The organism is Nonomuraea sp. NPDC049141 (assembly GCF_040648415.1).
Taxonomy (GTDB): Bacteria; Actinomycetota; Actinomycetes; order Streptosporangiales; family Streptosporangiaceae; genus Nonomuraea.
The window spans coordinates 1-18078 of the sequence record NZ_JBEZDR010000022.1 but is presented as its reverse complement, the minus strand read 5'-3'; the positions used below and the strand labels follow the sequence as shown (position 1 = coordinate 18078).

At 65.4% G+C, this 18078-nt stretch carries 17 protein-coding genes; 13 read left to right on the top strand and 4 right to left on the bottom strand.

Annotation, left to right across the window (positions count from 1 at the left end):
• The first annotated feature begins 57 nt into the window (after positions 1 to 57).
• The 4 genes from AB0B91_RS47350 (at position 58) to AB0B91_RS47335 (ending at position 3675) form a co-directional block, all read left to right on the top strand.
• Positions 58 to 1500 carry an LCP family protein gene (locus AB0B91_RS47350; protein ID WP_358335618.1) on the top strand — a complete coding sequence of 481 codons (1443 nt, stop codon included), beginning with the start codon at positions 58 to 60 and terminating at the stop codon, positions 1498 to 1500.
• Between the two features lie 34 nt (positions 1501 to 1534).
• The gene (locus AB0B91_RS47345) at positions 1535 to 1882 is read left to right on the top strand and encodes an STAS domain-containing protein (RefSeq protein WP_358336077.1); all 348 of its coding nucleotides are present in this window, start codon (positions 1535 to 1537) and stop codon (positions 1880 to 1882) included.
• Between the two features lie 94 nt (positions 1883 to 1976).
• Positions 1977 to 2807 carry a GNAT family N-acetyltransferase gene (locus AB0B91_RS47340; RefSeq protein WP_358335615.1) on the top strand — a complete coding sequence of 277 codons (831 nt, stop codon included), beginning with the start codon at positions 1977 to 1979 and terminating at the stop codon, positions 2805 to 2807.
• Positions 2808 to 2835: 28 nt separating this feature from the next.
• Positions 2836 to 3675 (top strand): LLM class flavin-dependent oxidoreductase, encoded by an 840-nt coding sequence (locus AB0B91_RS47335; protein ID WP_358335612.1) that lies wholly within the window; start codon positions 2836 to 2838, stop codon positions 3673 to 3675.
• Between the two features lie 6 nt (positions 3676 to 3681).
• On the opposite strand, the gene AB0B91_RS47330 is transcribed toward AB0B91_RS47335, so the two are convergent.
• Positions 3682 to 4548, bottom strand: a complete 867-nt coding sequence (locus AB0B91_RS47330; protein ID WP_358335609.1) for a hypothetical protein — start codon at positions 4546 to 4548, stop codon at positions 3682 to 3684.
• 116 nt (positions 4549 to 4664) lie between these two features.
• Here AB0B91_RS47330 and AB0B91_RS47325 point away from each other — a divergent pair, with 116 nt between their 5' ends.
• Complete coding sequence (locus AB0B91_RS47325) at positions 4665 to 5402, top strand: hypothetical protein (protein ID WP_358335607.1); 738 nt, start codon at positions 4665 to 4667, stop codon at positions 5400 to 5402.
• An 8-nt stretch (positions 5403 to 5410) separates the two neighbouring features.
• On the opposite strand, the gene AB0B91_RS47320 is transcribed toward AB0B91_RS47325, so the two are convergent.
• Entirely contained in the window at positions 5411 to 6889 is a 1479-nt protein-coding gene (locus AB0B91_RS47320) for an ATP-binding protein (protein WP_358335604.1), read from the bottom strand.
• Between the two features lie 150 nt (positions 6890 to 7039).
• Between AB0B91_RS47320 and AB0B91_RS47315 the strand changes: the two genes are divergently transcribed.
• Positions 7040 to 8203 (top strand): NAD(P)/FAD-dependent oxidoreductase, encoded by a 1164-nt coding sequence (locus AB0B91_RS47315; RefSeq protein WP_358335601.1) that lies wholly within the window; start codon positions 7040 to 7042, stop codon positions 8201 to 8203.
• 85 nt (positions 8204 to 8288) lie between these two features.
• A complete protein-coding gene (locus AB0B91_RS47310) occupies positions 8289 to 9173 on the top strand; it encodes a hypothetical protein (protein WP_358335598.1) in 885 nt (294 codons plus the stop codon).
• Positions 9174 to 9259: 86 nt separating this feature from the next.
• On the opposite strand, the gene AB0B91_RS47305 is transcribed toward AB0B91_RS47310, so the two are convergent.
• Positions 9260 to 10096 (bottom strand): DeoR/GlpR family DNA-binding transcription regulator, encoded by an 837-nt coding sequence (locus AB0B91_RS47305; protein ID WP_358335596.1) that lies wholly within the window; start codon positions 10094 to 10096, stop codon positions 9260 to 9262.
• A gap of 293 nt (positions 10097 to 10389) precedes the next feature.
• Between AB0B91_RS47305 and AB0B91_RS47300 the strand changes: the two genes are divergently transcribed.
• The 5 genes from AB0B91_RS47300 to AB0B91_RS47280 all read left to right on the top strand — a co-directional run bounded on the left by AB0B91_RS47300 (position 10390) and on the right by AB0B91_RS47280 (position 15663).
• Positions 10390 to 11694: a sugar ABC transporter substrate-binding protein gene (locus AB0B91_RS47300; protein ID WP_358335593.1), complete on the top strand. Its 1305-nt coding sequence runs from the start codon at positions 10390 to 10392 to the stop codon at positions 11692 to 11694.
• Between the two features lie 61 nt (positions 11695 to 11755).
• The gene (locus tag AB0B91_RS47295) at positions 11756 to 12712 is read left to right on the top strand and encodes a sugar ABC transporter permease (protein WP_358335590.1); all 957 of its coding nucleotides are present in this window, start codon (positions 11756 to 11758) and stop codon (positions 12710 to 12712) included.
• Positions 12713 to 12718: 6 nt separating this feature from the next.
• Positions 12719 to 13561 carry a carbohydrate ABC transporter permease gene (locus AB0B91_RS47290; protein ID WP_358335587.1) on the top strand — a complete coding sequence of 281 codons (843 nt, stop codon included), beginning with the start codon at positions 12719 to 12721 and terminating at the stop codon, positions 13559 to 13561.
• 49 nt (positions 13562 to 13610) lie between these two features.
• Entirely contained in the window at positions 13611 to 14471 is an 861-nt protein-coding gene (locus AB0B91_RS47285; protein WP_358335585.1) for a ketose-bisphosphate aldolase, read from the top strand.
• A gap of 1 nt (position 14472) precedes the next feature.
• Positions 14473 to 15663 (top strand): ADP-dependent glucokinase/phosphofructokinase, encoded by a 1191-nt coding sequence (locus tag AB0B91_RS47280; protein ID WP_358335582.1) that lies wholly within the window; start codon positions 14473 to 14475, stop codon positions 15661 to 15663.
• Positions 15664 to 15743: 80 nt separating this feature from the next.
• On the opposite strand, the gene AB0B91_RS47275 is transcribed toward AB0B91_RS47280, so the two are convergent.
• Complete coding sequence (locus AB0B91_RS47275) at positions 15744 to 16430, bottom strand: DUF4240 domain-containing protein (RefSeq protein ID WP_358335579.1); 687 nt, start codon at positions 16428 to 16430, stop codon at positions 15744 to 15746.
• A 680-nt stretch (positions 16431 to 17110) separates the two neighbouring features.
• Between AB0B91_RS47275 and AB0B91_RS47270 the strand changes: the two genes are divergently transcribed.
• Positions 17111 to 18078, top strand: a 968-nt coding sequence (locus AB0B91_RS47270) for a CHAP domain-containing protein (RefSeq protein WP_358335576.1), incomplete at its 3' end; no start/stop codon positions are given.

Below are 18078 nucleotides of genomic sequence, written 5' to 3'. Positions count from 1 at the left end.
GCTACTGTACGAGCAGGGGAACACGGCAATCCCGCGGTGGCACGAGGGGAGCAGGGCATGCGCGACCCGGGCGGGGAGGACGCTGGGGTGCACGTGGGCGGTGACGCGTACGGCGGCGTCAGGCTCGTCGGCGGGCGCACGCGCAGGCCACTCAAGAGCGCCAAACGCCGGCGCCGGCACCTGATCCTCTCGGGAGTGCTGTCCGTGGGCGTCCTGGCCGGCACCGGCGTGGTCTGGGCGGCGCCGAAGCGGATCGGCACGATCGACGCGGGCGTCACCGAAGCGGCCCCCCGCGGCGCCATGAACATCCTGCTCGTCGGCGTCGACAAGCGCGACGACCTCACCCGCAAGCAGCAGAACGAGCTCAAGCTGGGCCGCGAGGCCGGCCAGCGCACCGACACCATGATGGTGATCCACCTGTCGGAGGACCACACCAAGGTCACGGTCGTGAGCCTGCCCCGCGACACCTGGCTGACCATCCCCGGCAAGGGCGATCACAAGATCAACTCCGCGTACCAGTTCGGCGGCCCCAAGCTCGCCCGCCAGACCGTCGAGCAGGCCACCGGGCTGCAGATCAACCGCTACATCGAGGTCAACGTCCTCGGCTTCATCAACGTCGTCGACTCCCTCGGCGGCGTCACCGTCTGCACGCCCGTGCCGATCAACGACCCCAAGTCCGGGCTCAACCTCACGGCCGGCACCCACGAGCTGAAGGGCGCCCAGGCGCTCGGCTACGCCCGCACCCGCGCCACCGCCCGCTCCGACCTCGACCGGATCGGCCGGCAGCAGCAGGTCATCTCGGCGCTGCTGAACCGCGCGCTCAGCGCCGACACGCTGGCCAACCCGGCCCGGCTCACCTCGTTCGTCAACTCCACGCTGAGCACGATCAAGGTCGATCCGGACGACGACCTGATCGGCCTGGCCACCCAGCTCAGAGACGTCTCGCTGGACAACGTGAAGTTCGCCGACGTGCCGCTGTCCAACGTCGACTTCAAGGCGCCGACCGGCGAGTCCGCGGTGCTCTGGGACAAGCAGGCGGCCCGCGACATGTTCGCCAAGATCAAGGCCGACCAGGACCTGGCCAAGCCGAGCCCCAAGCCCAGCTCGTCCACGTCGGCCTCCGCCAAGCCGACCATCCCGCCGGAGCGGATCTCGCTCAAGGTGAGCAACGGCACGCTCATCACCGGTCTCGGCGCGCGCACCAAGACCGCGCTGGTCGCCGCCGGGTTCCACGTGCCGGGCACGCCGGGCAACACCAAGAAGAAGGACTACAAGAAGACGGTCGTCCGTTACGGTCCCGGCCGCGAAGACTCGGCCCGCACGGTCGCCGCCGCCATTCCCGGGGCCGAGCTCCGCCAGAGCGACGCCGACGGCATCGAGGTCATCGTCGGCAGCGACCAGCCGAAGATCGGTAAAGTGAAGACCGCGACCACGCCAAGCGCTCAGCCCACCGTGACCCCCACAACCAAAACGGCGACCCAGAACATCTGTAAAAAATAGGCATATCTCTCTGCCGTTCGGGCACGTGACAGCCATGGTGGTCAGGTCGTGGCGAGAGGAACCGCTCACCGTATTGCACGCCGTCGGAGACCTCGACGTGGCAGGCGCTCCACGCCTCCAGGCCGCGCTCGATCAGGTGCTGGCCTCCGTGGATCCGCCGAGACTCGTGCTGGACCTCACCGACGTGCCCTTCTGCGACTCCGTGGGGCTGGGCGTGCTGGTGTCCACCCTCAACCACGTGCAGCGCGCGCACGGCAGATTCATCCTGGTCCTCGTGCCCGGCATGATCAGCCATCTGCTGACGATCACGAACCTCGACCGGCACTTCGAGACGAGTCCGTCGCTGCCGGCCGCACGGACGGCCCTCGGGACAGCGGCCTGAGAGGTGTGCTAAACGATGTCCATGACATCGGTGGCGCGTCTTACGGCAGTCTCGTAGGGCGGCCCGCTTCGTTCGTCCGCGGAGGCATTTCACGTTGTTCGATCAGTTCCCCGAACCTGCTCGATCCCAGCTGGCCGGCGCCTTCGACGAGGGCAAGACGCGGCCGGAGTGGTGTTTCACCGAAGGCCAGGCCCGGCTCGCGTTCTGGGCGCCCTTCCGCGGCGCGGACCCGGTCATCACCTGGCAGTTCGAGCCCGGCCCCGACCCCGCGCTCGCCGCCGGCCTGCTGCGCCGGGGCCTGTCGGAGATGGGCCTGGACAAGATAATCCACGACATCTCCCTCAAACCCGGCCTCACTCCGGTCGTCGACCGAGCCGTCGAACACCAGGCGCTGCTCGGCGCCGGGTTCGCGATGGAGGTCGAGCGGCTGATGCTCGAATGGCCGGCCGGAAGCGACGTCCCGGTCGATCCGGGCCGGCTGACCTACCGCCCCGCCCGCGGCCTCGACGCCGACTCCGTACTCGAGCTGCTGGTACGCATCTCGGAGGGGTCGCTCGACCACGACACGCAGGTGGAGGTGGCCACGGCCGGCGCCGAGCACGAGGCGCGGTGGATGTACGACGACCTGATCAATCGCAAGGGGAAGCCTGACTGGTTCGTCGTCGGCTATTTGGGCGATTCGCCGGTGGGGCTGGTGGCGCCGGATGATCATTCCATCGCGTACATCGGCGTGGTGCCCGAGCACCGGGGCCACGGCTACGTCAACGATCTGCTGGCCAAGGGCACCGCGACGCTGGCCGAGACGGGGGTGAAACGGATCGTGGCGGCCACGGACGTCGGCAACGCGCCCACGGCGAACGCGTTCCGGCGGGCGGGCTACTCGGAGGTCGGGCGGCTTTTCCGCTATTACTGGAGGGCCGTTTGAGGCTTTTTTAGCGCTATTGGAGGACATCATGAGGCTTGGCGTCATGTTCGACCGCGACCTGCCCCCCGAGCAGTTGGTCCCCTTCGCCAGGGAGCTGGACGGCACGGCGGCGGACGACCTGTGGGTGGTGGAGGACCTGGGCTGGACGGGCGCCATCTCCTCGGCCGCCACGGCCCTGGCGGCCACCTCCCGCCTGCGCGTGGGCCTCGGCATCACCCCCGCTCCCCTGCGCAACCCGATGCTCCTGGCCATGGAGCTGGCCAACCTGGCCCGCCTCCACCCGGGCCGCCTCGCGGCCGGCATCGGCCACGGCGTCCAGGACTGGATGCGCCAGGTAGGCGCCGCGGTCCCGTCGCCGCTGGCACTCCTGGAAGAGACGATCACCTCTGTCCGCGGCCTGCTCCGCGGCGAGACGGTGACGCTGCGCGGGCGCTCCGTACACCTGGACGGCGTTTCCCTGGTCCACCCGCCCGCCGAGCCGCCCCCTGTACTGGCGGGCGTCCTCAACCCCCGCTCCCTCGCCCTGTCAGGCCGGGTGGCTCAGGGCACGATCCTTCCGGAAGGCTTCGCCCCCGAGCGGTTCCCCGAGCTCCTGGGCCATATCGGGGCGCCGGCCGATCATGAAGTGGTGGCGTTCATCCACCTGTACATCGGCGCCGACGCCCGTGAGGCGACCTGGGACATCGCCGTCGAACACGCCAAGTTCCTCAAGGTGCGGCCCGAGGAGGTCGTCATGGCGACGGGCTCGGCCGAGGAGGCCGCCGAGCGGGTGCGGGAGCTGGGGGCGGCGGGGGTGCACACGGTGGCGGTACGCCCGGTCGGCGCGGAACCGCTGCCACATGTGACGAAGCTCTTGGCCGCTTTGTAAGGCTTTCTAGCCGTCACCACCGCCGAACTCCCGCTCCACCTGGCGCGCGATCTCGTCGGTCCTCGGCAGATAGGCGGCGTAGAAGTCCTTGCCACACTCCAGGTCGTCGAGCGCCGCCTTGACCTCCCTGTTCAGGTATTGCCGGGCGGTGGCCACCGGGATACGCGGCTCGTAGTACTGCCCGTCGGGCAGTCCCTTATCGGGAATGTCATCGTTCAGAGCGATCTTCTGCTTCTGGGCCTCGAACTCCTGCATGCCGCGCCGGCTCATGTCCACCGGCCTGAGGGAGGCCACCTGGCCTCCCTTGCCCTTGAGGCAGTCACCCATGGCCGTGGCCAGCTCGACGAGCTTCGGGTCCGCGTTGAGTTCGCGGTCCAGCCTCTGGGCGATCATCTCGTTCTCCTGCTTGGCCCGGTCCTCATCAGACGTGACGACCTTGCCGGTGACCTGCTTGAGCGCGAGCGATCTGCACGCGGTCAGAGCCTTGCCGTAGGCGGTCCGCTGGGCGGGCGACAGCTGGTTCTTGACGGCGAAGTTGGGGCTGTCCGACTCGCGCCAGATGACACGCTTCTCTCCTTCCTCGGGGTAGACGAAGTCGGCGAAGACCCCGAAACCCCGCTGCGAGCGCTCCTTCTTCATCGCCTCGTAGTCGCCCAGATATGCCTTCTCCACATCGTCGGAGACCTTTGCCTCCGGGACCCAGGCCACGTACTTGAAGCCGCGCTGCTTCATGCAGTCCGCCACGAGGGTCTGGATGCGCCGGGGGTCGTCCGCCTTACCGCTGTTCACGACGACCGGGGCCGCCACCGGGGACGATGCGCAGCCCGCGACGAGGCTGAGCCCCACGAGAGCCAGAGTAGATCTCTTGATCATAGCGACAGACAATACACCGTTTAACGGAGTGTTGCCCTTGAAGACGACCGAACGGCGGATGCCCAATCAGTCGAATGGCCGATGGCGACGCACCGGCGCCGGGCCACGATCGCCACATGAGGCGAATCGCGGCAACAACCACGGCCTTAGCGCTGGCGGGACTGATCGGGCTGACCGGCTGCGCGGTGGAACTGGACCCCAAGGAGGTTCACACCGCCCAGTCCTTCCCCTACACCGGCCCCCAACTGGCCATCAAATCCTCACTGGGCGGCCTCCGCATCATGCCCGGCACCGGCACAACCGTGCAGGTGGAACGCTGGCTCCGCGGCAAGGCGGCCGATGACGGCAACGCATCATGGTCGCTGAGAGACGGCACCCTCCGCCTGAGCGCCAACTGCACCGTGGTCTTCGGCGACTGCGGCGCCCGCTACCACATCAAGGTCCCAGCGGGGATCCGCCTCGCGGTCGACGGCGGGGACGACGGCATCATCCTCCAGAACCTCACCCAGGACGTGGACGTCTCGAACGGCGGCTCCATCAAGGCGTACGACACCTCCGGCAAGCTCCGCCTCCTGAGCGACGACGCCACCATCACCGGCGAACGCCTCAAATCCCCCACCGTCCGCGTCCGCTCGAACACCGGAGCCATCAACCTGTCCTTCGCCCTCCCCCCATCGACCCTGGACCTCCTGTCCAAGGACGGCGGGGTGACGGCGACCGTGCCCGCCGGCGCCTACCGGGTCACGGCGCAGAGCAAGGACGGAGCCGAACGATCGGAGATCAAGAGCACGGAGAGCGACCGGACCATCGTGGCGAAGAGCAACACCGGGGATGTGCGGATCCTCGCCAGGTAGACAACGGGTCAGGCCTGGTACAGACGCTCCAGCCCGACGAGCATGGTCCGGGAGTCGTCATCGGCGTACGCCGTCAACTCCTCCGTGAAGCCACATCCCCCGTAACAGGCCAGAACTGTGTCACGGGTGTCATAGCCCTTCTGCTCGAGCAGCAAACGAGCCCTGGCCAGGCGTTCCAGGTGATGATGGCTCATTACCTCACCCCATTTGACCTCACCGAGCGACAGGATTCTCCGGGGCTGCCCAGGCTCTTGCGCGGCGAGAACCGCCACGTCGATCTCGATCTGGGTCCGTTTCGCGGAGTCGCCCACCACTCCTGACCCGACCTCAGCCGGAAAACCGGCATACAGCGTTTCCCCCACGTCCAGCGCGAAGTCCCGGCAAAGGGACTCGAAGTGGGGGCCCACCACCTGGGCGAGGAATGTCTGCCGCACGGATCCCCACACATTCTCCGCCCGGTGGATCTCCAGTTCCGGCCAGCGCCGCCGCATGATGGCCTCATAGAACGTGATCAGCGGCTCCACGATGCGATAGCGGGACCGCCCGGACCTGAACAGGTCCGGCTCGCGCGCCACCAGCGCACAATCCTCCAGAACGTTCAGTGGGTGGGTGATCTGATCGGACTTGCGTCCGACGTAATTGGCGATCCCTCCGTTTGTGGTGTTGCCACTGGCGATGGCGGCCAGCACCGAGTGATAAAGAGCGGGGTCGCGGATATCCGATTCCTCCGCCAGCAGGTAACGCCCCTCGCGAAAGAGCGGCGTCTGCGGATTGAGAACCGTCCGGCGGACCCAGTCATCGAAATCCGCCAGGTCTGCCGGTACGTCTCCCTGCGTGAACTCGTATCGGTAAGCCGGCGTCCCGCCCAGAATCGCGTGTACGAGCACGGCCAACTGCGGGTCCGAGATCTCCCAGAACTCTGCGGCGTCCCGATAGCGAAAGGGGTGGATGACGAGTTCGAGCCCCGCTCTTCCGCGCAACGGCGCCTGCCCCGCCAGCAAGCCGCCCATCACGGACATCGCCGAACCACAGAGCACCAATCGCGCCGCACTGTCCCGCCCGCTGCCTCCTGGACCGAGCTCCCGCTGGATGATCGACGGCAGCGCCGGTGAAGTCCTGGACAGGAACGGGAATTCATCGATGACCACCGGCACCGGCCGGTCACGGAAGCTCCGGAACAGGTGAGCGATCGCGTCATTCCAATCCCGAAAGGGCGTATCGGGGATCTCGCGGGTGTGACGCACCAGCGCATCGGCGAACAACCGGAGGGATTCGGCTTCGGTCGCCTCGGTTGCGGCGAAGTACATCCCTCCTGTCGCCTCGGCCAAGGCTTGCAGCAGGAAACTCTTTCCCTGCCGCCGACGCCCGCTGACCACACCAAGGGCAGCACCGGCCAACGGCGTGGCGCCATCTCCGCGGGACACGAACCGGACGAGCCCTTGCCACTCTCTCTCCCGGCCGAAGACCCGCTCTGGCTTCCCGATCACCGAGTCTCCCCAAACTTACAGAAGTGCACTTCTCGGAAGTGTACTTCTGTATCTCGTACGAATGGCGCAGACATGCGACGTTGAGCATTCGTCGAACATCTTCGTCACGAACGCTATCGTAACGAACATGTTCGTGCTACGTTGACGTCCATGAGCTCGCCCACCATGTCCTCACGTTCCATCGCCATCGTCGGCGCCGGCCTCAGCGGCCTGGTCCTGGCGCGCGTCCTGCAGATGAACGGCATCGAGTCCACCCTGTACGAGGGCGAGGCGTCCGCCGACGCCCGCAGTCAGGGCGGCGTCCTCGACATGCACGAGGAGTCCGGACAGTACGCGCTGCGCGAGGCCGGCCTCTACGAGCAGTTTCGCCGGCTCACCCAACCACAGGGCGAGACGATGCGCGTCCTGGACAAGGCGGGCACGGTCTTCCTTCACCACGAACCCGAGGGCGGCTACGGCGGCCGCCCCGAAATTGACCGGACCGCACTGCGCAACCTGCTCATCGAGTCACTCGACCCCGGCCGCATCGTCTGGAACCACAAGGTCACCACAACACGCACCCTTGATGACGGCCGGCATGAGCTGACCTTCGCCGACGGCGGCCGCACCACCGTGGACCTCCTGGTCGGCGCGGACGGCACCTGGTCCAAGGTGCGTCCCCTGGTCTCGGCGGTCACCCCGCGATACAGCGGAATCTCCTACCTGGAGCTGCATCTGTCCGACGTCGAGGTGCGCCACCCTGACCTGGCCGCGCTCGTGGGCCCTGGCAGCATGTTCGCCCTGTCCGACAACAAGGCCCTGATGGGCCACGGCGGCACCGACATCCACCTGGGCGCATCGCTACGGGTTCCGCAGGACTGGGCGGCCACCCGCGGCGTCGACTGGACCGACACGCTCGCCGCCCGTGAGGCCCTGCTCAAGGAGTTCGCCGACTGGAGCCCCGATCTGACCGACCTCATCCGCAAATGTGATGACGCGATCATCCCGCGACTTATCTATGCCCTGCCGACTGGCCATTCCTGGCCCCGCGTCCCCGGTGTGACCCTTGTCGGCGACGCCGCGCATGTGATGTCGCCGTTCGCCGGTGAGGGAGCCAACCTCGCCCTGCTCGACGGAGCCGAGCTGGCGCTGGCGATCGTCGCGCACGAGGACGACGTGGAGACCGCGCTGGCCCAGTACGAGACGGCCATGTTCCCCCGTGCCGCGGCCGCGGCCGAGATGTCCGCCCGGGGGCTGGACATGTGCTTCGCCCCGGACTCCCCACGCGCCGTGGTCGACTTCTTCTCCGGCGTCGGCGTACCCGTGGAGCACTGAGTCGGTCTGGTTTGACATGATCGCGTCGCCAGCGATAGATGCGTCGCTGGTGTCGTCGAAAATCTCCGTGCCTGCCTTATGCGCTGTGGCGATCCTGATGCCGCTGGCTCCCGCCGTCATCGTGCCCAAGACCGCGAACCTCGTCATCGGTGCGGTCGTCTCCGCGCTGCTGGTGGTGCCCGTCGTGCTGCTGCGCCACCGGCGGTGGGCGTCGCGACTGGGCGCCGCGCTGCTGGCCCTGCTGGCCGTGGCCGCCACCATGCCGCCGATCACCGGGCTCGACGAGCCGAGCGAGGAGGAGATCCAGCGTTATCTCGTGATGCGGAACGCCAGTGGCGGACCGGCCGACATCAACGTCGAGGCGCTGCGGTTCCTGCCCTGGGACGACAACGACCTGCTGCTGCTCGCCGTCGCCTGCCTTTCCGCGGCGGCGCTGCTGGTGGCGCTCGGCCGGGCCGTTCACCCGGAGTGGCGGCGTGAGCTTCTTCCGCTGCGCTGGCGGTGGCCGCTGGTCATGTGGGGCGTCGCCCTGGTGCTGGTGAGCATTCCTCAGGCGATGCTCCTGGCGTCCCTCGCCGACGGGACGACCGAGTACTCGATCATGATCATGGACGGCGGTTGTTTCGGCGCCATGGAGGAGATCCTGTTCGGGCATGCGACAGCCGTTCTGATCCTGATCCCGCAGCCGATCGTGGTCACCGTGGGCTTCGGGCTGTGGGCGCTGCTGGCCCGTACCGGACACCGGCCGCTGGGCCGGGTGGTGGGCTGGCTGACGGTGGTGCCTCTGGTGGTCAGGGACATGGAGATGAACTGGCTGCCCGCGCTCGGGTGCGCGGAGTCCTCAGAAGAGGCGGCCAATCCAGTCACCCTCATGTGGGTGCTTTACACACTCCTACCCGTCGTCCTGATCGTGCTGGCGGTACGGGTGCGCCGAGCCTTTGCGCCAGAGGCCTCCGACGCGCCGGCGTGATCGCCTGGCCGTTCTCCTGTCACGGGGGACGGCCAGTGATGTTGGGGATCACACGCGAGTCATCCGGTCATTTCCGGTCGGCCGGACTACTGCAGATCTTGGGCGCCGTCGAGGGTCTCCGGCGTGATCAGCTCTACCTCGTTCTCCTTCAGCGCGTCCAAAAGATCAGACGGCGGGGTGGAGTCCGTGACGAAGTAGTCGGCGGCCCCGAGCTCGGACACCTGGGCGAAGAGCCGGCGGCCGAACTTGGACGAGTCAGCCAGGATCGCCACGCGCCCCGCCCGGGAGATCATCTCTCTCATCATCGCCGCCTCGGCGAGGTTGCTCGTCGTGAACCCGGCGGCAGCCGAAACGGCGCCGACCCCGATCAGCGCCAGATCGCAGCTGATGTCCAGGTCGCTTCCGTCGGACCCCCGGAAGCTGACGGGGCCGACGGTGGCCAGCGTGAGCGTGCGGACCGCGCCGCCGAAGAGGTACACGTCGCGGACGGCTGAGGGCGGTAGCGCCGGGGGTACGAGCAGGCTGTTCGTCACCACCGTCAGGTCCCGGTGGTTGCGCAGGTTACGGGCCACGGCAAGAGTGGTCGTACCGCCGTTGATCATGACGATTGATCCATCGTCCACCAGCGACGCGGCAAGTGTGGCGATCTTCTCCTTCTCGCGTTCTTCCATCTTGAGGCGCACGTCCACCGCCCGGTCGACCCGGGAAATGGTCGACTGGCTGACCGCTCCGCCATAGGTGCGGACCAGGACGCCGTCGGCGCTGAGCTGGTCCAGGTCCCGCCGGATCGTGTCGATGGAGACGCCGAAGCGCTCTGCTAGTGCGGTGACCGTGACCTGCCCGGCCTCGGCGACGTATGCCGCCAGTTGGGCTTTGCGACCTGCAGGTAGACGCCGCTGCCGGTCCTCTTCGTCAAGGGTCACTGACCCTCCCATCTCTGCGGTAGTTGCGCCACGGATCAGCGCAACAGAGGAGTGATACGGCCTAGAACTGCAGACTACCGCATACTTCTGCTTCTTTCCGGCAAGATTCCGCTCTCCCTGAGGAATCCGGCATCGGGAGCTCCCACTCCAGCCAGCATCTTCTGACTGGATGCCGAACTGTGCGGTTTCTAGCAGGGTTTTGCATTACTAGCCCTTGTGATGTGGCGTCATGCGTTGTTAATGTGGCGGAAACCAGCAAAGAGCGGTAACACCTGTACAGCAAGGAGGTCGCGATGACCGGAGGCAGCACCCGGTTGCAGGGCCGGACGAGGCGACTACTCGGGGTGATGGCGGTGGCAGTGCTCAGCGCCACCGCCGTGGGGTGTGGCTCTGGCGGATCAAGCGCGGGAACGAGCGCGGACGGCACCGTCACGCTGGAGTTCGCGCAGTGGTGGGCGCCGGAGCTGCCGGCGGGATCGTTCGACAAGCTCATGACGGAATTCACGGCGCAAAACCCGAAGATCAAGGTCAAACTGCTGAGTGCGCCGTACGCGTCCACGAAGCAGCAGCTGGTCTCCGGAGCGGCGTCGAGGACGCTGCCCGATGTCGTGGGTCTCGACGGCGCATGGGTGAGCGACTTCGCCAAGCAGGGTGCCATCGCCGACCTGTCCGAGCTCATGTCAGCCGCGAAGTACGACTCGAGCCAGCTCGCGAGTCAGATCCAGATCAAGGGGAAGACCTACATGATCCCCGTGGTGAACTTCGTCTATCCCCTGTTCGTCAACAAGGATCTGCTCTCGAAGGCTGGGGTCAAGAAGCCTCCGAGCACGCGCACGGAGTTCTTGGACGCGGCCAAGAAGATCAGCGCGCTCGGCGGCAACGTCAAGGGCTGGGCCCTGCCACTCGACTCCGCCGTTCCCAACGGCGTCCAGAATGACGTGATGTCATGGCTGTGGGCATCGGGCGGCAGCATGCTCACCAAGGACGGGAAGCCCGACCTCACCAACCCCGGCGTCAAGAGCACCGTGGACTACGTCAAGAGCCTGAACGACGCGGGCGTCATCGCGCCCGGATATCTCACCATGAAGGAGCAGGACAAGGTCGAGAAGTTCTCCACCGGTCAGGTCGGCATGATGATCGACTCCTTGGCGCACATCACGCTGATCAAGAAGAACGATCCGAAGCTGGACTTCACGGTGGTGCCGATCCCGGCCGAGGACACCTACACCGGCAAGCGCGGCATCCCGTACGCGTCCTGGGGCATCGGCGTCGCCGAGTCCTCGGAGCACAAGGCCGAGGCGTTCAAGCTGGTGCAGTTCTTGATGGACAAGCAGGCGAACTCTGAGCTGAGCACGCTGGCGAACGGCTTCCCCGGCAACAAGACGGCCGAACCCGACTTCAGCAAGAGTGACCCGCTGTTCAAGACCGCCTTCGACATCTACAAGGCCGGATATCCCGCCAACCAGTTCGTGGGATTGCCGAAGTCCGAAGACCTGATGCGCAGCTTCGATGAGCAGCTGCAGCTCGCGCTCACCGGCAAGCAGAGCGTCGACGACGCCCTCAACAAGGCACAACAGGCCTGGACGCCGGTGCTCTGACCTTCCGTACTTCGTGGGCCGCGCCGACCGTGCGGCGCGGCCCCGAACCAAGGAGACATCGATGGAAACCGCGAAACTCGATCCCGCGGCCTCCCCGGGAACCGCAAAATCGGCACCCTCTGCGGACCGAAGGAGAAGGACGCGGCCTTTCCCCGTACAGCGGGTCGTCCCGTTCGGCTATCTCTCGCCGACGCTGATATTGATCTTTGTGCTGATGATCATCCCCATCGCGATGGTGGTCAGCTATTCGTTCAAGGACAATGTGATCGTCGAGCAGAATCCGGTCTTCACCGGCCTCGCCAACTACACCACGGTGCTCACCGATCCCGACTTCCTGGCAGCGCTGAAGAACACGTTCATCTTCATCACCCTGAGCACTCTCGCGCACCTCGGCCTCGGGCTGGTCTTCGCGACGATGCTCAACTCGCCGTTGCTGGGCGGAGTGACGAAAGCCATCTTCCGCATCGTCTACATCCTGCCCTGGCTGTTCACGGTCGCGGTGATCGCGGTCATCTGGCGGCTCATGCTGGACCCGTCCGGGGTGGTCAACTACGTCCTGACCGCGATCGGCGTGATACGCGGGGAAGTGAGCTGGCTCTCCGACCCGAACATGGCGCTCTGGGCGCTGACATTCATCAACATCTGGGCCGGCTTCCCCTTCTTCATGATCAGTATCCTCGCCGGGTTGCAGGGAATCTCGCCCGTTCTGTACGAGGCGGCCGCCGTGGACGGCGCAACCCCTTTCCGCCAGTTTCGCAATGTGACGCTTCCGCAGCTGAAACCGGTGCTCCTCAGCATGGCCGTGCTCGATCTCATCTGGACCTCTCAGCAGTTCGCCCTCATCTGGATGACCACCGGTGGTGGCCCGCTGAATGTCACCGAGATGCTCAGCACGTACACCTACAAGCAAGCCTTCAGCAGTTACGAGTTCGCCACCGCGTCCGCCGCCGCTGTCATAGTCCTGCTGCTCACGATGATTCTGGCCTTCTTCTACGTTCGCCTGCAAAAGGAGAGGTGATCACCCGTGCTCACCCGCAAAAGGCGGCGCCTCGGCGCGAAGATCGCCGTGCTCGCAGGCTTGTGCGTCGGCGCGGCCTTCGCCGGCCTTCCGGTCGTGTGGATGCTGTCGACGTCGTTCAAGACGAATGGGGAGGTCTTCCAGGTTCCGCCGCGGCTGTTCACCGAGCATTTCTCGTTCGACGCCTACGCGAAGATCCTGGGCGACGCGGCCCAGTTGAGGTTTTTCATCAACAGTTACATCGTCGCGCTGTCGGTGACCGTACTGACATTGTTCGTGGCGATCCTCGCGGCGTATGGATTCAGCCGCTACAACTTCCCGCTGAAACGATCCATCAACGCCGTGATCGTCACCGTTCAGGCTGTGCCGCCAATCACACTCGTCATTCCCTACTTCGGTCTCGTGGTGGGGCTCGGTCTGTATAATACTTATGCGGGGTTGATTCTCACGCACATGGTGTTCACCTTGCCCTACGCGATCATCATGATGACCGCGTACTTCAACACCCTGCCCCGGGAATTGGATGAATCCGTCAAGGTGGACGGGGCGTCGAGCTGGACGGCTCTCTGGCGGATCCTGGTGCCCATTTCGGTTCCCGGACTGGTCGCCGTCGGCGTCTACACTTTCATGATCTCTTGGAACGAATACCTGTTCGCGCTGACCCTCACTCGTACCGACGACATGCGAACCGTGCCCATCGGCATCCAACTCCTGATGGGCCAGCATTCCTACGAGTGGAATCAGATGATGGCCATGAGCATCCTGGGGTCCATCCCGGTGCTCGTGTTGTTCCTCCTCTTCCAGCGGCGATTCATTGGCGGCCTCACCTCCGGTGCGGTCAAGGCCTGACACCTCACCCCCCAGCGATAATTTTCTACCCAGAAGGAGAAATACAGTAATGCTGACGACCGGCAAGGTGCTCCTGGCCGTGGCGAACGAAAAATACTTCGCCGTGCCCGCCTTCAATATCAGCGACTACGCCATGTTCAACGGCATCGTGGACATCAGCGAAGAGAAAAACGCACCGCTCATCATCGGGATCCACCCCGACGAGGTGCGGCACCTCGGACCGGACGTGATCGTCGCGATGGCCCAGCGAGCCCACCGCTCGTCCGTACCGATCGCGATTCACTGGGACCACGGCGCGACCTACGAGGAAATGCTGACCGCGATCAAGATCGGCTTCACCTCGGTGATGATCGATGCCTCGATGAAGTCCTTCGAGGACAACATCGCGCTCTCCAAGAAGGTCACCGAGACCGCGCACGCGGTCGGCCTGTCGGTCGAGGCGGAGCTGGGGACGATCGGCAAGACCGACAACGAGGCCGAAGACGGCAGCGACGCGATCATCTACACCGACCCGGCGGACGCCGTGACCTTCGTGAAGGCAACGGGGGTGGACAGTCTCGCCGTGGCCATCGGCACCTATCACGGCATCTACCCGAAGCACCTGAAGCCGGAGCTCAAGCTCGACCTGCTGAAGGAGATCAAGGATCGGGTCAAGATCCCCCTCGTGCTGCACGGCGGCTCGGGCAACCCTGACGACGAGATCGCGGAGTCGGTCAAGCTCGGCATCAACAAGATCAACATCTCCAGCGACATCAAGCTGGCCTACCACACGAAGATGCGCGAAGTCCTGGCCGATGAGAGCCTGCGCGAGCCGAACTCCATCCAGCCGCCGTGCATCGATGCGATGAAGGTGGTGGCCGCACAGAAGATCGACCTCTTCGAGGCGACCGGCAAGGCATCCCTGTACTGACATGACCAGTCCTGTGGTCCTGGGCTTGGGGGGATGCGTCGACTATGAACTCAAGCTGTCCTCGTCGGTCTTGGAGCAGCTCGTCGGTGAGTACCAGATCCACGATGCCGAGCTGACTTCGTCGGTCACCGTGACCGACGAGCGCGAGCTGGTCATCTCCATTCTCACCTACCTCAGAAAGGGGGGAGGAGGCGAGCACTTCGTCGCCTCCTCCGAATGCCTGAGCGCATTCGCGGGGCGGTTCCCCACCCGGACAACTCTGGGCGGAACCTCCGTTCGAGCGGCGATGGAGATGAGCCGGCTCGGCGTACCCTCCACCCTGCACCTGGTCAGCCTCAACGACATCGTCCGCCGCCTGCTGCCGGCAAGCTGCGACTACATCTGCAGTGGCGACCAGGACACCCTCTATCCGCACCTGATCGTGCAGTACGACCAGGACATGCGGGTTCGGGCAGGTGACATCGACATCCGTGCGCCGTTTCCGAACAGATTGATCTACGTCAACGACCCGGCGAACGAGTCCATGCTGCTGAGTGACGAACTGGGCTCGTTGCTTCAGGACGCACGGGTCTTCCTGATCTCGGGATTCAACGCGGTACGGGACCAGCGGACACTGGACCTGCGTCTGTCCACGCTGCGAAGCCACATGCGACAGCTTCCGGCCGAGGCGGTCGTCTACTACGAGGATGCCGGATTCCACGAGCCGGGCCTCAGTCAACGGGTCCACGACGCGCTTCTGGAAGTCATCGACGTTTACGGACTGAACGAAGACGAGATGCAGTCGCACCTGGGCGACGCCGTCAACCTGCTCTCCGTGACGGAGGTGGCCCGCGCCCTCGAATCGCTGCGGGCTCTCATCCCCGTGAAAACCCTGGTCGTGCATACCAAGTACTGGTCGGCGGCATTCGGCGAGAGAGCCGGCGAGTACGCGGAGCCGCTGAACGAGGGCATCCTGATCGCCAGCACCCGCTACTGCCACGGCGACGACTACACGGACCACCACTACGAACGCATGCGGAACCGGCCGAGGCGGACGGAGTCGGTGGAGTTCGCCGCGGCTCTGGAAGCCCACATGGGCGGGGTCGTCCGTTGCCTGCCCGGCTTCGACCTCGACGTCGCCACGCCCACGACCATCGGGCTCGGCGACGCGTTCGTCGGCGGTTTCCTCGCCGCGGTCTCCCGGAGTTCGTGATCACGATGGTGTGAGGCACCGCCCGGTGGCCTACTTGAGCAGCTGCCGGGCCATCACCATGCGCCGGCGCTGCTGTCAGCTCACCGGGTGCTACTTCTCGCACACGGCCGGTCCGCCTCCCCGCCCGTGCCGTCGATAGCCCATGGGTGAGCGTCGGCCAAGCCGAGACGCCTTGGTGCCAGATTCATGCGCGGTGAGCTGTTTGGCCGTGAGCGCGTCGTACCGCTGCCGGACTGGGCGGCATCACCCAGGCTGTCCGCTTCCAGGCCGGTCGCCTTCCTATAGGGCTCGTAGGTCACGTAGCCCATGAGCTCGAACTCTGGCCGCTCCTCCCCTGTCCGAACGTCACGTCGGCGTCGGGTGAGCCGCGTCAGGCGGAATTTTCCGTCCTTGGACCAGGTCACGCGCCTGCAGCCGCGAAAAAACGAGCGCTCCAGCTCCAGGACATGCTGAACCTGCGGCAAATCGATAGCGGCGTCGGGGCAGTCAGCCACCGTTTCGAAGGCTTCGCGTCCCAGGCTGATCAGCCAGCTCACGAAGTACTCGAACCCATCAGACGAGCCGCTGCCCATGAGCGTCCAATAGACCGCGTACATGTCCCAGGAGCAACCGCGATTGGCGGCGATGGTCCACCACGTCTCGTAGTCGACGATCTCTGCGACCGGCAGGGCGGACAGGCGTTCCCTCAGCCATGCCAGGCGCTCCGCCCTTGTGCACGTCTCCTGCGCGGAACGCTCGATCATCGCCCAGAAGCTGTCAACGTCCATGAGGCGCGATCATGACAGCCTCCGTGCGGCCTGTACAGATCACGGAACACGGCCCACTCCACGGGGCTCGGGCATCGCGCGAAACCCGGCAGCGCTCGCCCTCACGTACCGGGTTTCCGCACGTCAACCGGCTACTTCAGAAGCTACCGGCCATCACCATGCGCTGGAGCTGGTTGATGCCCTCGTAGATCTGGGTGATCTCCGACCCGCAATGCGATCACCTGAGCAAACAGCTCGATCATGCGGCTAAGCAGCGGCTACGCCTGCGGACGCTTCGCATCACTTCTCGTTGGTTCCGGTGCTCCCACGGAACAGCGACGGAACAAGGGCAGGGCGCATGGAGGCGGTCTGCGCAGATCCTTAGTGAGCGCCTGCTTGCAGCGCTGTTTGACCGTGCGGAGGAGAAAGCCTTCGCCGACCGCCCATCGCAGCGAGTCATGCGAAGGCTGAGGCAGCCTGATACCTGAGACGTGAGTGAGGGTGGGAGCTGTTGATCCCGCATCGCAGCAGCTCCATTCCCCTGACCACGAGCTGACCAATGCTACGGGCCTTAGTCGCGCCATACCCGCGCTATACCGCCAGAACCTACTGTCGGGTAGCACTGCGCGCTGCGCCACACACGACGAAGTTTCCTCCGCGTGTCGCGCCTTTCTCCGAACCCCTCAATGAAGGGAACGAAAATGCAGAGAAAATCCACCCTCGGCAAATGGTTAGCCAACACGGCCGCGCTCATCACCGTCATCGCAGGCAGCCTGGTCGCGACGTCGACTCCCGCGGCGGCGGTATCCCGCTCCAGCATCGTCTCCATGGCGACGAGCGAGCTCAACAATTCCTCGCGCAATCACGAGTCGCCTGCTGGGAGTGGCTGCAACTACTACACCGGTTACTTCCGCACCTGGAAGCCGGCCGACGGTTGCCCGAGCACCGACGGCGTCCAGTGGCGTGACAGCGACTGGTGCGCCGACTTCTCCAAGTACGTCTGGCAGAAGGCTGGTGTCACGTATGCCGATCTAGCAGAGGACCCCGACATGCCCTGGCGCCTCAGTGGCTGGGCGTCCTCGTTCAAGGACTACGGCGAGAAATACGGAACGTGGCACTCCCGCGGCAGTGGCTACACGCCCCAGCCCGGCGATGCCATCACCTTCGACTGGGGTAATGACGGCTCTATCGGTCACGTCGGCATCGTGACTTCGGCGACCTCGAGCACGGTCTACACGATCGAGGGAAACAGCGGCAACGTGACGCAGACAAACTCCTACTCCCGAGACAACGTAGAGATCGAGGGTTACACCGTCCCCGTCGGAGCAGCCTCCGACGAACCAATGATCGGCAACAGTGTGACGGGTGACTCCTACGCTGACCTGCTCGCCGTGGACGCCAGCGGCAAAATGATGCTCTACAGCAACAACTTCGTCCGTGACGACGGCCAGCCCTTCACCGGCAGTACACCACGCGAAGTCGCGCACGGCTGGAGCAGCTCGACCCGCATCATCCCGGCGGACGTCACCGGTGATGGGTTCACCGACCTGCTCGCCGTGGACGCCAGCGGCAAAATGATGCTCTACAGCAACAACTTCGTCCGTGACGACGGCCAGCCCTTCACCGGCAGTACACCACGCGAAGTCGCGCACGGCTGGAGCAGCTCGAC

Coding starts and splice junctions, on each gene's coding strand:
- AB0B91_RS47335 (WP_358335612.1), top strand. CDS start 2,836: ATGAGGCTTGGCGTCATGTTCGACCGCGACCTGCCCCCCGAGCAGTTG.
- AB0B91_RS47300 (WP_358335593.1), top strand. CDS start 10,390: ATGACCGGAGGCAGCACCCGGTTGCAGGGCCGGACGAGGCGACTACTC.
- AB0B91_RS47280 (WP_358335582.1), top strand. CDS start 14,473: ATGACCAGTCCTGTGGTCCTGGGCTTGGGGGGATGCGTCGACTATGAA.
- AB0B91_RS47330 (WP_358335609.1), bottom strand. CDS start 4,548: ATGATCAAGAGATCTACTCTGGCTCTCGTGGGGCTCAGCCTCGTCGCG.
- AB0B91_RS47315 (WP_358335601.1), top strand. CDS start 7,040: ATGAGCTCGCCCACCATGTCCTCACGTTCCATCGCCATCGTCGGCGCC.
- AB0B91_RS47350 (WP_358335618.1), top strand. CDS start 58: ATGCGCGACCCGGGCGGGGAGGACGCTGGGGTGCACGTGGGCGGTGAC.
- AB0B91_RS47275 (WP_358335579.1), bottom strand. CDS start 16,430: ATGGACGTTGACAGCTTCTGGGCGATGATCGAGCGTTCCGCGCAGGAG.
- AB0B91_RS47345 (WP_358336077.1), top strand. CDS start 1,535: ATGGTGGTCAGGTCGTGGCGAGAGGAACCGCTCACCGTATTGCACGCC.
- AB0B91_RS47295 (WP_358335590.1), top strand. CDS start 11,756: ATGGAAACCGCGAAACTCGATCCCGCGGCCTCCCCGGGAACCGCAAAA.
- AB0B91_RS47325 (WP_358335607.1), top strand. CDS start 4,665: ATGAGGCGAATCGCGGCAACAACCACGGCCTTAGCGCTGGCGGGACTG.
- AB0B91_RS47285 (WP_358335585.1), top strand. CDS start 13,611: ATGCTGACGACCGGCAAGGTGCTCCTGGCCGTGGCGAACGAAAAATAC.